Genomic DNA, 14,128 nt, shown 5'->3' with positions numbered 1-14,128 from the left:
GCGTTAAAGCCAGCAGACCTGTCTTGGAGTGATCTTATGCGTAGCTTGTTCATCGCCGCTCTTGCTGTCGCCGCCGCCGGTCCGGCGTTGGCCAAGAGCGACTTCCCCGAAACGCCGATTCCTCAAATGTCTGGGCCTGAAATGCCGGGAAGGCCTATGGGCGGACAGATGCGGCCGCCGGAGCGCGAAAACCTGGCCCAGATGCAGGCCCGCATGACCCAGATGTTCAATCGTCTGGACGCCAATGAAGACGGCGTGGTCGACGCCAGCGAACTGGCCAATGCACGCGGCGGTCGTATGCTGGCGCGCTTCGACGCCGATGCGGACGGGCGCATTACTCGCGAAGAGTTCGACGTGGGCCTCGCCGCCGCCTTCAAGGCGATGGACAAGAACGGCGACGGCGTGGTGACGGCGGACGAGCGGCCGCAGCGTCCCCGCTGAAGTCAGACGACGGGCGTCTTCAGCGGCTCGCCTGCGAAATGCGCCTGCAGATTTTCGATCAGCAGCATTAGCATGCCCTGCACCCCGGCGGTCGTGGCCCCTGCGGTGTGGGGCGTCAGAATGACATTGGGCACGTCAGCCCAGCGGGCTGGATCTGTCGGCTCTTCGACGAAGACATCCAGGGCCGCCTGACCCAATGTCCCTGACTTCAAGACGGCGATCAGGGCGTCCTCGTCCACGACCTGACCGCGCGAGACGTTGACCAGCAGTCCGTCGGGACCAAGCGCCTCGATGATGTCCGGCGAGATCAGACCGCGATTGGTCTCGTCCGCCTTGCAGGCGACGACGAGGATGTCGCTGGCCTTGGCGAGCGCCAGCAGGCTGTCGGCGCGTGGCCATTCGGCGTCGTGCGGCCGCGGCCCCCACCAACTGACCGCCATTCGGAAGGCCTCGGCGCGGTCGGCGACGGCCTTGCCGATGTGGCCCAAGCCGACGATGCCCAGCTTCTGGCCGGCGAGCGACGTCGTGATGGTGCGCGTCTCGAAGGTCCAGCCGCCGTCGCGGACCTGACGGTCGCCCGAGGCGATCTGACGGCGCGCGGCCAGGATCAGGCCGAGGGCGTGATCGGCGACATCCTCGTGATTGACGCCAGGGGCGTGGGTGACGGGCAGACCGCGCTGGCGGCACCAGTCGATGTCGATCCCGTCATAGCCGGAGGTAAAACAGGCGATCAGGTCGAGGTTCGGCAGGCGTTCGATCAGCGCCTTGTCCAGCGGCGCCTCGCCGGCGACGACCATGACGCGGATGTCGTGGGCGGCCTCGATGGGCGGACCTTCCCAGAAGCGATAGACGTCGTAGGCGCTCTCCAGAAATCCCGAGAGCGGCGCAAGATGCCGCTGCATGATGAGAACGGCGGGGCGTTGGGTCATGCAGCGGCTCCTCTTGTCAGATCAGGCGATCAGCGGCCGAACTTCTGGTGCTGGATGCGCTTTGGAATGATGCTGTCGGCGCCCAGGCGACGCATCTTGTCCTGTTCGTAGGCTTCGAAGTTTCCTTCGAACCATTCCACATGGCCGTCGCCTTCGAAGGCGAGGATGTGGGTGGCCAGGCGGTCAAGGAACCAGCGGTCGTGGGAGATGACCACGGCGCAGCCGGCGAACTCTTCCAGCGCCTCTTCGAGGTTCTGAAGGGTTTCGATGTCCAGGTCGTTGGTTGGTTCATCGAGCAGGATCAGATTGCCGCCCGAGGCCAGGGTCTTGGCCAGGTGGACGCGGTTGCGCTCACCGCCGGAAAGCTGGCCGACCTTCTTCTGCTGGTCGCCGCCCTTGAAGTTGAAGCTGCCGACATAGGCGCGGGTGTTGATCTCGCGCTTGCCGACCATCATCACGTCGGTGCCGCCCGAGATGGCTTGCCAGATGGTCTCGTCCGGCTTCAGGTCGTCACGCGACTGATCGACATAGGCCAGTTTGACGGTTTCACCGACCTTGATCGTGCCGCCGTCAGGCTGTTCCTGGCCGGTGATCAGCTTGAACATGGTCGACTTGCCGGCGCCGTTCGGGCCGATGACGCCGACGATGCCGTTGGGCGGCAGTTTGAAGGTCAGGTTGTCGAACAGCGTCTTGTCGCCATAGGTCTTTTGCAGACCCTCGACTTCCAGAACGACGTTGCCGAGGCGCGGGCCAGGCGGGATCTGGATGTGGGCGTGCGTCTGGGCGCCGCGCATCGATTCCTGTTCCTCGACCATCCGCTCGTAGGCGGCCAGACGGGCCTTGGACTTGGCCTGACGGGCCTTGGCGCCCGAACGAACCCATTCCAGTTCGCGGGTGAGGGCGCGCTGGCGGGCTTCGGATTCCGACTGCTCCTGCACGACGCGCTTGGTCTTGGCTTCCAGCCACGAGGAATAGTTGCCCTCGTGCGGGTGGCCCTTGCCGCGATCCAGCTCCAGAGTCCACTTGGTGACGAGGTCCAGGAAGTAGCGGTCGTGGGTCACCAGGATGACGCAGCCGGGGAAGTTTTCCAGGTGGTGCTGCAGCCAGGCGACGGATTCGGCGTCCAGGTGGTTGGTCGGTTCGTCGAGCAGCAGCATGTCGGGCTTGGACAGCAGCAGGCGGGCCAAGGCCACGCGGCGCTTTTCACCGCCGGACAGGTTGGTGACTTCCCAGTCGTCAGGCGGGCAGCGCAGGGCGCCCATGGCCTGGTCGATGCGGCTGTCGATATCCCAGACGTCGCCGGCGTCGATCTTTTCCTGAAGGGAGGTCATCTCCTCCATCAGTTCGTCGGTGTAGTTTTCGCCCAGTTCGGCGGCGACTTCGTTGAAGCGGTTGACCCACTGCTTCTCTTCGCACCAGGCCTCGACGTTCTGGCGCACGTTCAGGGCCGGATCGAGTTGGGGCTCCTGTTCCAGATAGCCGCGCTTGATGCCGTCGGCGGCGCGGGCCTCGCCGTTGAACTCGTTGTCCAGGCCGGCCATGATTTTCAGCAGGGTGGACTTACCCGAGCCGTTGACGCCGACGACGCCGATCTTGGCGTCGTTGTAGAAGCTGAGCCAGATGTTCTCGAAGATCTTGCGGCCGCCGGGGAAGGTCTTGGTCAGACCCTGCATCTGGAAAATATATTGCTGCGCCATGAGGTGCGGTGCGCCCTTCGGGTTCGTCTGAATGGGGAGTTGCGCCGGATGTAGCGATCCTGCGCGCGAAGGGCAAATATGGCGCGCAGGCGTCTTCGCCCTCGCGCGGTCGCAGCGAGGTCTGGAGGGCTGGGCGGAGCGCCGGGCCTTCGCCCGGAGTTCTGTTGTGTTGTTACCGTTTCGACGAAGGGTATGACGCTCCGCGCGGGTGGTTGGCCTGCAAGCTCGGGGCGCCGAGCGGTGGCGGTCTTATCGCCTAACCCCATAAGCCTGCGACGGGCGGGTCGGAGCAGCGATCCCCGATCCCCGGTTCGGCCGAGTATCCCCCTCGACCCTGCGACGCGACTGCGGACGCCGGGGCGATTCCCCGACCGATCAGCCCCGGCGCCGCGATGGGATCTCACCATCGCCCCCGTTCCATCCGCTCTCGCCGCCGCAAGGTCGCAGGCCAGGCGAGCCCTCCATGCGACGAGACCGCTGCATTATGGGGTCGTTTGACCCCGTGGATGGGAGACGGGGGACATAAATCGGCAAGCGGTTGAAATCGCTGCGAGTGGGCCAGCGGCATTGCGATGGCTGAGCGACGTCTCCTCCCCATGTCATGGGGAGGAGGCTCGAAGCGCAGCGGAGAGACGGAGGGGCTCTTCAGCGCATCCGCCTCCTCTATGGGACGTCAAGAACCCCTCCACCGCGCCGCCTGTCCTCGGGCTCGCCTTCGGCGAGACCCGGGGTCGGTCGCCTCCCCACAAGTGAGGAGGAGACGGTGTGTGGCGCTTGCCCTCGGGTAAGTCTCGGCTTACGGGTCCGCGCCTTGATGAACGATTCAGGGAGCGGTCGATGACCCTCGCACTTCTGTTTCCGGGACAGGGCAGCCAGGCCGTCGGCATGGGCGCGCCGTTGGCGGACGCTTTCCAATCCGCTCGCGACGTCTTCGCCGAGGTGGATGAGGCGCTGGGCCAGAAGCTGTCGGTGCTGATGCGCGAAGGCCCCGAGGATCAACTGACCCTGACCGAGAACGCCCAGCCTGCATTGATGGCGGTGTCCGTGGCGGCGATCCGGGCCTTGAAGGCCGAGTTCGGCTTTGACGTGGCGAGCGCGGCCTATGTGGCCGGTCACTCGCTGGGCGAATATTCGGCCCTGGCGGCCGCGGGCGCGATCTCGCTGTCGGACACGGCGCGGCTGCTGAAGCTGCGCGGTCAGGCCATGCAGCGCGCCGTGCCGGTGGGGCAGGGGGCGATGGCCTCGCTGATCGGGCCCAAGACCGATCTGGCGCTGGCGGAAGCAGCGGCGGCGGCCGGTTCGGAAGTCGGCGTCTGCGTGGTCGCCAATGACAACAACAACGGCAACATCGTCATCTCAGGCGAGAAGGCCGCCGTGGATCGGGCGATCGAGAAGGCCAAGGAACTGGGCGCGCGGGCGATCCCGCTGAACGTCTCGGCGCCCTTCCACTGTCCGCTGATGCAGCCCGCTGCCGACGAGATGGCCGCCGCCCTGGCCGAGGCGAAGATCGTCGCGCCGGTCGTGCCCGTCGTCGCCAACGTCCTGGCGCGGCCCGAGAGCGATCCGGAAGTCATCCGTCGCCTGCTGGTCGAACAGGTCACCGGCCGGGTACGTTGGCGCGAGAGCATGGAATGGATGGCGACCGAAGGCGGCGTGACGCGCTTTGTCGAGATCGGCTCGGGCAAGGTGCTGACCGGCATGGCCAAGCGGATCGCGCCGGACGCCGAGGCCTTGCCGCTGAATACGCCCGAAGAGTTGGAAGCGTTCGCGAAATCGGTGTGAAGCCCCAGGTCGTCATCCTCGGGCTTGACCCGAGGATCGGACGGTCCGCACTTCGGCGTCTGAGCGCCATTATCGACATCGGCGCCGCACAGCGCCTGATCCTCGGGGCAAGCCCGAGGATGACGGAAGGAATGGAGGGAACAGATGTTCAATCTTGCAGGCAAGACCGCGCTGGTGACCGGCGCGACGGGCGGGATCGGCGGGGCGGTGGCGCGGGCGCTGCACGCCCAGGGCGCGACGGTGGTGCTGTCGGGCACACGCGAGGCCGTGCTGGCCGATCTGGCCAAGGAGCTGGGGGAGCGGGCGCATTTCGCCACGGCGAACCTGTCGGACCCGGAATCGGTCGACAATCTGGTCAACGCAGCCGAAACGGCGGCGGGCTCAGCCCTGGACATCCTGGTGGCCAATGCGGGCATCACCAAAGACGGCCTGCTGATGCGGATGAAGGATGAGGATTTCCAGTCGGTCCTGACCGTCAACCTGGAAAGCTATTTCCGCCTGACCCGCGCGGCGGTGAAGGGGATGATGAAGCGCCGTTCGGGGCGAATCATCGGCGTCACCTCCGTCGTCGGCGTGACCGGCAATCCGGGCCAGACCAACTATTCGGCGTCCAAGGCCGGGATGATCGGCTTTTCGAAGTCGCTGGCGCAGGAGGTCGGCTCGCGCGGCATTACGGTTAACTGCATCGCGCCGGGCTTCATCGCCTCGCCGATGACCGACGTGCTGAACGATCAGCAGCGCGAGACCATTCTGGGCCGGATTCCGGCGGGCCGACTGGGTTCGGGCGACGAGATCGCCGCCGCCGCCGTCTATCTGTCGTCCGACGAAGCCGCCTATGTGACGGGTCAGACCCTGCATGTGAACGGCGGCATGGCGATGATTTAAGGGCCGCGGCCGTTATCACGTCGCGCAACAGACTATTTCCAGCCCGAAAGCCTGTGCTAAAGGGTTGAATGCGTCGGCGGTTCGGGCTTTCGGGCTTGCGTCGCCATCGCTGCCGTGAGACGGCGATTTCTGAGCTACCCCCGCCTCTACGGCGATTTCAAACAGGCAGAGAGACACTCATGTCCGACACCCTCGAGCGCGTTCGCAAGATCGTCATCGACCATCTGGACGCCGATCCGGACAAGGTCACCGAAAAGGCCAGCTTCATCGACGACCTGGGCGCCGACTCGCTCGACAACGTCGAGCTGGTGATGGCCTTCGAAGAAGAATTCGACATCGAGATCCCGGATGACGCCGCCGAGCACATCCAGACGGTCGGCGATGCGGTCAAGTTCATCGACGAAAAGTCGGCCGGCTGATCTCAGTCGCCGATATCGGCCGAACAGGCTGACGGTTCACAGGGCCGCCCGGCGCTCCTAGCGGAGACGCCCGGCGGCCTTTACTGTTTCTGACCCACGCGAATCCGCGATGATTCCGAAGGGTCGGGCTGGAGATAAGGGAGCACGCACCATGCGCCGCGTCGTCGTTACGGGCATCGGTCTGCTGACCCCCCTGGGTTGGGGCGTCGAGAAGAGCTGGAAGGGCATCGTCGAGGGACGCTCGGGCATCGGTCCGATCACGTCGTTCGACACTACGGGCTATGGCTGCACCATCGCCGGCGAAGTGCCGAGCGTGGATGGACGCGGCGGCGGCGGCGAGGGCGACTTCGATCCCGAGAAGATCATGTCCGCCAAGGACAGGAAGCGTGTCGATGATTTCATCCTGTACGCCATCGCGGCGGCGGATGAGGCCCTGGCCGACGCCAACTGGAAGCCCGAAACGGACGAGGACAAAGAGCGCACCGGCGTGATGGTCGGCTCCGGCATCGGCGGCCTGGGCCCCATCGCCGACACGGCCATCGTGCTGAAGGAACAGGGCGTGCGTCGCGTCAGCCCCTTCTTCATTCCCAGCGCCCTGATCAACCTCGCCGGCGGCCAGATCTCGATCCGTCACGGTCTTAAGGGGCCGAACCATGCGGCGGTGACCGCCTGCGCCACCGGGGCCCACGCCATCGGCGACGCGGCCCGGATGATCGCGTTGGACGACGCGGACGTGATGGTGGCGGGCGGGGCCGAAAGCTCGGTCGTGCCGATCGGCATCGCGGGCTTCCTGGCCTGCAAGGCGCTGTGCACCGCCTATAACGATACGCCGGAGAAGGCGTCGCGTCCCTATGACCGGGGCCATGCGGGCTTCGTCATGGGCGAAGGCGCCGGCATCCTGGTGCTGGAAGAATACGAACACGCCAAGGCGCGCGGGGCCAAGATCTATGCCGAGGTCGTGGGCTACGGCATGAGCGGCGACGCCTATCACATCACCGCCCCGTCCGAGGACGGTGAAGGCGGGGTGCGGGCCATGAAGGCGGCGCTGAAGCGGGCCGGTCTGCAGCCGTCGGACCTGGACTACGTCAACGCCCACGGCACCTCGACCATGGCCGACTGGATCGAGCTGAAGGGGATCGAGGGGCTGGTCGGCGATCATGCGCAGAACCTGACCGTCTCCTCGACCAAGTCGATGACCGGACACCTGCTGGGCGCGGCCGGCGCCATCGAGGCGGCTTTCTGCGTGCTGGCCATCCGCGATCAGATCGCGCCGCCGACGATCAATCTGGACGACCCCGAGATGGAGACGCCCATCGACCTGGTCCCCAACACCGCCAAGCCGATGAAGATCGATGTGGCCATGTCCAACAGCTTCGGCTTCGGAGGCACAAACGCCTCGGTGATCTTCAAGAAGGTCGACTGAGATGTTCGGGCGCGGGCGGGTCGAGAAATCCAGCGGGCGGTCGGGTTTTACGGTCTCGCTGCTGACCGCGTCTGCGACCTTCGGCCTGTTCCTGCTGGTGGCGCTGATCGCCGTCTGGGCGGTCTATTATGCGCCGGGGCCGTCCGCGCGGCAGGGCCAGACGACCGTCGTCACCCTGCCCAGCGGGTCGGGCGTCTCCGCCATTGCGGCGCGGATGAAGGCGGCGGGTGTGATCCGTTCGACGGACCTGTTCCGTGCGGCGGCGACCCTAACCGGCGCGGATCGGCGGCTGAGAGCCGGCGAATATGAGGTGCCGTCCGGCACGTCCCTGGCCGGGGTGCTGAACCTGCTAGTCGAGGGGCGGGTGGTGCGCCATTTCGTGACCCTGCCTGAGGGCTGGTCGTCGTTGCAGGCGGTGGACATCCTGAACAAGGAGGCGGTGCTGACCGGGACGGTCGCCGAGACGCCCGAGGAAGGCAGTCTTTGGCCCGACACCTATGAAGTTTCGCGCGGCGACACGCGCCAGTCGGTGATCGACCGGATGCAGCGCGCGGCGACCGAGAACCTGCGCCTGCTGTGGAGCCAGAGGTCGCCGGCGACCGTGGCGCGCACGCCGGAGGAGGCGGTGATCCTGGCCTCCATAGTTGAGAAGGAGACGGCGCTGGCGGCGGAGCGGCCCCGCGTGGCGGCGGTGTTCTCGAACCGCCTGCGCGCCGGGATGCGTCTGGAGAGCGATCCGACCATCGTCTACGGCGTGACCAAGGGAAGGCCGCTGGGGCGCGGCATCCGGCGCTCGGAGCTGCTGGCGCAGACGCCGTGGAACACTTACCAGATCAACGGGCTGCCGCCGACGCCGATCGCCAATCCGGGTAAGGAGGCGGTCAACGCCGTGTTGAACCCGCCGGCTGATCCGGCCCTGTTCTTTGTGGCGGATGGCTCCGGCGGACACGCCTTCGCCCTGACCTATGACGAGCATCTGCAAAACGTCGCGCGGTGGCGTCAGATCGAGCGCCAGAAGGCGGGCTTGCCGCCGGAGGCCACGCCGCCCGCAACGCCGGGAACCAGTGCGGCGCCGATGACGACCGAGCCGGCCGCCGCGTCGATCGAGAATGGTCAGGCGACGATCACCCTTCCGGCCGGCGCGACGCAGGGGCCCCGATGAGCACGCTTTCTGGCATGACCGGCTTCGGCCGGGCCGACGGGGCCGGCGAAGGCTGGACCTGGTCGGTCGAGGCGCGCTCGGTCAACGGGCGCAATCTGGAGGTCCGATTCCGTGGGCCAAACGGTTTCGACGGGCTGGAGCGCGCGGCCAAGGCGGCCGGTCAGGCGCGGTTCGCGCGGGGCCAGGTGACCATCGGCGTCCAAGCCAAGCGCGCCGAAGCCGGTGAGGCGGCGGTCACGATCAACGCCGCCGTTCTTGCGCGCTATCTGACCTTGGCCAATGAACTGGCCGAGGATGGCGCAACGCCGCCGTCGGCTGACGGCCTGCTGGCCCTGCGCGGGGTGATCGAGGCGCCCGAAGAGGCGGACGATCCCGAGGCGCGGGCGGCTGTCGAGGCGGCCATGACCCGCACGGTCGAAGAGGCGCTGAATGCGCTGAAGGCGTCACGGCAGAACGAGGGCGCGCAACTGACGCCAGTGCTGGACGAATTCATCGCTCGGATCGAGGCGCTGGTCGCCCAAGCGGAAGGTGAGGCGGCCGCACAGGTTGAGGCTATTCGCGATCGCTTCACCCGTCGAATCTCCGAACTGGCGCCCGATGCGCCGGGGCTTGAGGACCGGATCTTCCTGGAAGCGGCCGCCCTTGCGACCAAGGCGGATGTGCGCGAGGAGTTGGATCGGCTGACCGCCCACGTCGCCTCGGCGCGCCAGCTTGTGGCCTCGGCGCCCGCCGGCAGGAAACTCGACTTCCTGATGCAAGAATTCATGCGTGAGGCCAACACGCTGTGCTCGAAATCCGCTACGACCGCGCTCACCGGAATCGGCCTGGAGCTCAAGGCCGTCATCGAACAGTTGCGTGAGCAGGTCCAGAATGTCGAATGAACGCAGCCCCCGTCGGGGCGTCCTCCTGATCGTCGCCAGCCCGTCGGGCGCCGGAAAGACCTCGCTGTGTCGGCGGTTGATGGCCGATCACGGCGGTCTGGAGCTGTCGGTCTCCATGACCACGCGCGGCATTCGGCCGGGCGAGGTGGATGGGCGCGACTACAACTTCGTCGGCCATGACGAGTTTCAGCGCCTGATCGACGAGGACGCCTTCCTGGAATGGGCGGACGTCCACGGCAATCGCTACGGCAGCCCGCGCGCGCCGGTCGACAAGGCGCTGGCCGAGGGGCGCGACGTGCTGTTCGACATCGACTGGCAGGGCGCGCGCGACGTGGCTGAGAAATGCCCCGAGGACGCCGTGCGCGTCTTCATCCTGCCGCCCAGCCTGGAAGAGTTGCGTCGCCGTCTCGTCACCCGCTCACAGGACGCCGACGACGTGATCGAACGCCGCGTCGCCAACGCCAAGGGCGAGATCGAACACTGCGACGCCTTCGACTATGTGCTGGTGAACGAGGACTTCGACCGTTCCTACGCCGAACTGGCCCACATCTATCACGCCGAGCGTTCGCGCCGGTTCAGGAACCTGTGGGTCGGCGACTACAAGGCCGCCCTGCTGAACGAAGCCGTCTGAATAGAAACAGCGCCACAGGCCATGGGGACCTGCAGCGCTGTGGGTACTCAACGCTACGCTACTGATGCTGTTTTGCCGGGAAGGAGATTTCGGACGGTAAACACAGCGATAGGGACTATTCCGTAGCTACCCACTGCTCAGGTTTACGTCCTGTTCTTCCTCTTGACCTAACGTCAGGTGGTGAACGGGGGTGTCATGGGTTTTCTTCATTCGATCGCGCCACTTTTGGCCAGCAGCGCCAAGGAGAGGGTCAAGCAGGTTCCGGTCAGGCTTCTGCTCGCCGCCTTAGTCGGTTGGGCCATGAATGAAGCCGGAATGCTGCGATGGGTCCCGCTGTGGCTGGCGGTCGCGGTTCTGGTGCAAGCATTCGAACTCTGGGCCATGGCGCCGTTCAGACGCGCCGAGGCGTCACAGAGCCCGCTTGCCGTGTTTGTCGCCCTGGCGTCCACCACTGCGATGGCGACCACCTATGCCGCGATGGGTCTGATCATCTGGTCCACCAACCATCCGGCGCTGGTCACGCTCGCCGCCCTGACGATGGCAGGCGGGCTGTTGACCAACGTCGCGTCCGGCATCGCCTCGCGTCGAATCTTCTTCATCGGCGGCAGTCCCTATCTGGCGGCGCTGGCCTTCATGCCTGTGATCAAGGTGATGCAGGGCGATACACGCGGGGTCGTGGTCATGACCCTGTCCGCCATCCTGTTCGTCGGCATGGTGCTGAACATCTATTGGCGGGTGCACGCATCACGTGAAGCCGAGGTGAAATCTCGGGCGGAAGCGGAAACACGGCTGGAACAGGCGCAGGCGGCCATGGCCGATCGTGCGGCGATGGCGGCGATCGTCAGCCACGAACTGCGCACGCCCGTCAGCGCCATCCTGGCCGGCGCCCATGTCATTCGCGACGGCAAGTTGAAGGAACACCGCGTCGAGACGGCCGATCTGATCATCGACGCCGGACGATTGATGACCGGCATGCTGAACGACCTTCTGGACCACTCCAAGATGGAGGCCGGCGCCATGGCGATGGAAAGCCGCGACTTCGAACTGGGCGACTTGATGCGCGATACGGTGCGATTCTGGGCGGCGCCGGCGGCCGACAAGGGGCTGACGCTGGAGATGTCGGGCGTGGACGGCGAGGCGGTGTGGCTGCGCGGGGACCCCTATCGTCTGCGCCAGATCATCAACAACCTGGTGTCCAACGCGATCAAGTTCACACCGTCTGGCGCGATCCGTCTCGAGGCGTCGGCGCCGGGCGGGGACGGCAAGCACTGTCTGACCCTGACCGTGATCGACCAAGGCGCGGGCATTGCGCCCGAGGCGATGAGCCGGCTGTTCACCCCCTTCGCGCAGGGGTCCGCGGAGGTAGCGCGTACCTATGGCGGGACGGGCCTGGGACTGACCGTCAGCCGGGAGCTGGCGCGGTTGATGGGCGGCGATCTGACGGTCGAGAGCACGCCGGGGCAGGGCGCGGCCTTCACCCTGTGTGTCGATCTGCCGGCGGGTCAGCCGACGCAGGCCTTGGACGGACACGAGGCGGCGGCGCCCGTTCTGGCTCGGCGTCTTCGCGTGCTGGCCGTGGACGATCACGAGATCAATCGCCGAACCATCGCGCTCGTGCTTCAACCCTTGAACGTCGATCTGACCACGGCCTCGGACGGCCATCTGGCGCTGGCGCTGCTGTCCGAGAAGGCCTTCGACGTGGTGCTGATGGATGTGAATATGCCCGGCATCGACGGCAACGAGACGACACGGCGCTTGCGCGCATCGGACGGGCCCAACGCCGTCGCGCCGGTGATCGGGTTCAGCGCAGGCACGGAATCCGAACAGGTGCAGGCCTGCTATGCGGCCGGCATGACGGATTGGCTGGCCAAGCCGCTGGAGCCAAAGAAGCTCTACGACGCCTTGCACCGGGCGACATCGTCCGCGGCGCAGGCAAAGGCGGCTTAAGCCAGGGCTGCGAACCAGGGCCGCAGGCGGCTCAAGGCGTCTTCGATCTCGGGGGTAGAGACGGCGAAGCTGAAACGGATGAAGTGGTGGCCTTCGACGGGGTCGAAATCGACGCCGGGCGCGGTGGCGACGCCGGTGTCGCGCAGCAACTGCTCGCAGAAGGCCACGCTGTCGTTCGTCAGATGGCCGATGTCGGCCCAGATGTAGAAGGCGCCATCGGGGGGCGCGATCTTGCGCAGACCCAGCGCGGGCAGGGCCTCCAGCATGAGCTGGCGGTTGCGGGCGTAGGTCTGGATATGGCCTTCCAGCTCATCGATCGCGTCCATGGCGACGAGACCGGCATGCTGGCCGAGGCTGGGGGGCGTCAGGAACATGTTGCCGATATAGGCGCGGGCGGCGTCGATCCGGTCCTCGGGAACCAGCAGCCAACCGAGGCGCCAGCCCGCCATGCTCCAGTATTTTGAGAAGCTGTTGATGACCACGGCGTCGGGCGCAAACTGCAGCATCGAGGGCGTGGGGCCGACGTAGCTGAGGCCGTGGTAGATCTCGTCCGAGACGATGGCGATGTTGCGCGCGCGGCAGACCTCGGCGATGGCGGCCAGCTCGGCGTCCGGGATGATGGTGCCGGTCGGATTGGCCGGGCTGGCGATGATGACGCCGGCGGGGGCGGGATCCAGCGTCTGGAGTTGGGCGGCGGTGAGCTGGAAGCGGGTGTCGGGACCGCAGGCGATCTCCACCGGCTCAAGATGAAGGGCGCGCAGCGTGTTGCGATAGGCGACGTAACCGGGCCGGGCCAGGGCGATCCGGTCGCCGGGCTTGAACAGGGTGCTGAGCGCCAGCACCAGGGCGGGAGAGGCGCCGCAGGTCAGCAAGATGCGGTTGGGATCGACGGCGACGCCGTACCGCTCGTCGTACAGGCGCGCGATTCGGCCGCGCAGATCGGGACTTTCCCAATAGCCCATGGCGTCGGCGTCCAGCACCTGATGCGCTCGCGCAATCGCGGCGGAGGGCGCGCCGGTCGAGGGTTGGCCGAACTCCATGTGGATGATCGAACGGCCTTCGCTCTTGAGCTGATGCGCCAGACGGCTGACGGAAATGGCGCGGAAGGGTTCGACGGTCATTGAAGGGCATCCGCCAGTCGCAGGAAGCCCGCGACATCGATGGTTTCGGCGCGGGCGTCGGGTTCGATGCCGGCGGCCTCGCACAGGGCGGCGCCGCCCAGCTGTTTCAGACTGGACCGCAGCATCTTGCGGCGCTGGCCGAAGGCGGCGGCGGTGACGCGTTCCAGCTTCTTCAGGCGTTCAGGCGACGGGCGCTCATCCAGCGGCACCAGATGGACGACGGCCGAGGCCACCTTGGGCGGCGGCGTGAAGGCGGCGGCGGGCAGGTGCATGACGATGCGGGCGGTGCAGACGGCCTGGGCGATGACGGCCAGACGGCCGTAGGCGTCCTCGCCTGGCCCCGCCGCGACGCGCTCGGCGACTTCCTTCTGGAACATCAGGGTCAGGCTGTGGGGCAGCCACGGGCCGGTCAGCCATTTGATCAGCAGGGGGGTGCCGACATTGTAGGGCAGGTTGGACACCAGATGGGTCGGGCCTGAGACCAGATCGGCCTCCTTCACCTTCAGCGCATCGGCTTCGACGATGTTCAGACGGCCGGAACCGTCGTCCAGTTCGGTCAGCAAGGGAATGAAGCGCGGATCCTTTTCCACCAGGACCACGGGGCCGGCGTCGGATTCCAGCAGGGCGCGGGTCAGGCCGCCAGGACCGGGGCCGACCTCGATCACGGCGCGGCCCTCGAACGGGCCGGCCAGGCGCACGATCTTGCGGGTGACATTCAGGTCCAGCAGGAAATGCTGGCCGAAGCTCTTCTTGGCCGAGAGGCCGTGGGCGTCGAGGGTTTCGCGGAGAGAGGGAAGGTCGGTCACACGC

General features: G+C 66.6%; 13 protein-coding genes. 9 read left to right on the top strand and 4 right to left on the bottom strand.

Going from position 1 to position 14,128, the window contains the following annotated elements; genetic code table 11:
* Nucleotides 1-36: 36 nt before the first annotated feature.
* Entirely contained in the window at nucleotides 37-441 is a 405-nt protein-coding gene (locus JX001_RS11845; RefSeq protein ID WP_205681166.1) for an EF-hand domain-containing protein, read from the top strand.
* A 2-nt stretch (nucleotides 442-443) separates the two neighbouring features.
* On the opposite strand, the gene JX001_RS11840 is transcribed toward JX001_RS11845, so the two are convergent.
* The gene (locus JX001_RS11840; RefSeq protein ID WP_205681165.1) at nucleotides 444-1,370 is read right to left on the bottom strand and encodes a 2-hydroxyacid dehydrogenase; all 927 of its coding nucleotides are present in this window, start codon (nucleotides 1,368-1,370) and stop codon (nucleotides 444-446) included.
* A 29-nt stretch (nucleotides 1,371-1,399) separates the two neighbouring features.
* Nucleotides 1,400-3,067 (bottom strand): energy-dependent translational throttle protein EttA, encoded by a 1,668-nt coding sequence (gene ettA, locus JX001_RS11835; RefSeq protein ID WP_055755177.1) that lies wholly within the window; start codon nucleotides 3,065-3,067, stop codon nucleotides 1,400-1,402.
* 837 nt (nucleotides 3,068-3,904) lie between these two features.
* On the opposite strand from ettA, the gene fabD reads away from it, so the two are divergent.
* From fabD to JX001_RS11795, 8 genes are all read left to right on the top strand, one after another.
* A complete protein-coding gene (gene fabD / locus JX001_RS11830) occupies nucleotides 3,905-4,849 on the top strand; it encodes an ACP S-malonyltransferase (RefSeq protein ID WP_205681164.1) in 945 nt (314 codons plus the stop codon).
* A 144-nt stretch (nucleotides 4,850-4,993) separates the two neighbouring features.
* On the top strand, nucleotides 4,994-5,734 hold the full coding sequence (fabG, locus tag JX001_RS11825) for a 3-oxoacyl-[acyl-carrier-protein] reductase (protein WP_055808649.1): 741 nt from the start codon (nucleotides 4,994-4,996) through the stop codon (nucleotides 5,732-5,734).
* Between the two features lie 179 nt (nucleotides 5,735-5,913).
* Nucleotides 5,914-6,153 carry an acyl carrier protein gene (locus JX001_RS11820; protein ID WP_008264317.1) on the top strand — a complete coding sequence of 80 codons (240 nt, stop codon included), beginning with the start codon at nucleotides 5,914-5,916 and terminating at the stop codon, nucleotides 6,151-6,153.
* A 151-nt stretch (nucleotides 6,154-6,304) separates the two neighbouring features.
* Entirely contained in the window at nucleotides 6,305-7,576 is a 1,272-nt protein-coding gene (gene fabF / locus JX001_RS11815; RefSeq protein ID WP_055755180.1) for a beta-ketoacyl-ACP synthase II, read from the top strand.
* Nucleotide 7,577: 1 nt separating this feature from the next.
* Complete coding sequence (gene mltG / locus JX001_RS11810) at nucleotides 7,578-8,738, top strand: endolytic transglycosylase MltG (protein WP_205681163.1); 1,161 nt, start codon at nucleotides 7,578-7,580, stop codon at nucleotides 8,736-8,738.
* On the top strand, nucleotides 8,735-9,619 hold the full coding sequence (locus tag JX001_RS11805) for a YicC/YloC family endoribonuclease (RefSeq protein ID WP_205681162.1): 885 nt from the start codon (nucleotides 8,735-8,737) through the stop codon (nucleotides 9,617-9,619). The genes mltG and JX001_RS11805 overlap by 4 nt, the downstream gene beginning before the upstream one ends.
* Entirely contained in the window at nucleotides 9,609-10,250 is a 642-nt protein-coding gene (gmk, locus tag JX001_RS11800; RefSeq protein ID WP_205681161.1) for a guanylate kinase, read from the top strand. The genes JX001_RS11805 and gmk overlap by 11 nt, the downstream gene beginning before the upstream one ends.
* A gap of 315 nt (nucleotides 10,251-10,565) precedes the next feature.
* Nucleotides 10,566-12,197 carry an ATP-binding protein gene (locus tag JX001_RS11795; protein WP_241004632.1) on the top strand — a complete coding sequence of 544 codons (1,632 nt, stop codon included), beginning with the start codon at nucleotides 10,566-10,568 and terminating at the stop codon, nucleotides 12,195-12,197.
* Here JX001_RS11795 and JX001_RS11790 read toward each other — a convergent pair.
* Complete coding sequence (locus JX001_RS11790; RefSeq protein ID WP_205681159.1) at nucleotides 12,194-13,318, bottom strand: pyridoxal phosphate-dependent aminotransferase; 1,125 nt, start codon at nucleotides 13,316-13,318, stop codon at nucleotides 12,194-12,196. The two genes, JX001_RS11795 and JX001_RS11790, sit on opposite strands and share 4 nt — an antisense overlap.
* On the bottom strand, nucleotides 13,315-14,124 hold the full coding sequence (rsmA, locus tag JX001_RS11785; protein WP_205681158.1) for a 16S rRNA (adenine(1518)-N(6)/adenine(1519)-N(6))-dimethyltransferase RsmA: 810 nt from the start codon (nucleotides 14,122-14,124) through the stop codon (nucleotides 13,315-13,317). The genes JX001_RS11790 and rsmA overlap by 4 nt, the downstream gene beginning before the upstream one ends.
* Nucleotides 14,125-14,128: the final 4 nt, after the last annotated feature.

The organism is Brevundimonas fontaquae (assembly GCF_017086445.1).
In the GTDB taxonomy this organism is placed as follows: domain Bacteria; phylum Pseudomonadota; class Alphaproteobacteria; order Caulobacterales; family Caulobacteraceae; genus Brevundimonas; species Brevundimonas fontaquae.
Note: the sequence above shows the minus strand (reverse complement) of the source record. Positions and strands in the feature narration are given on the sequence as shown.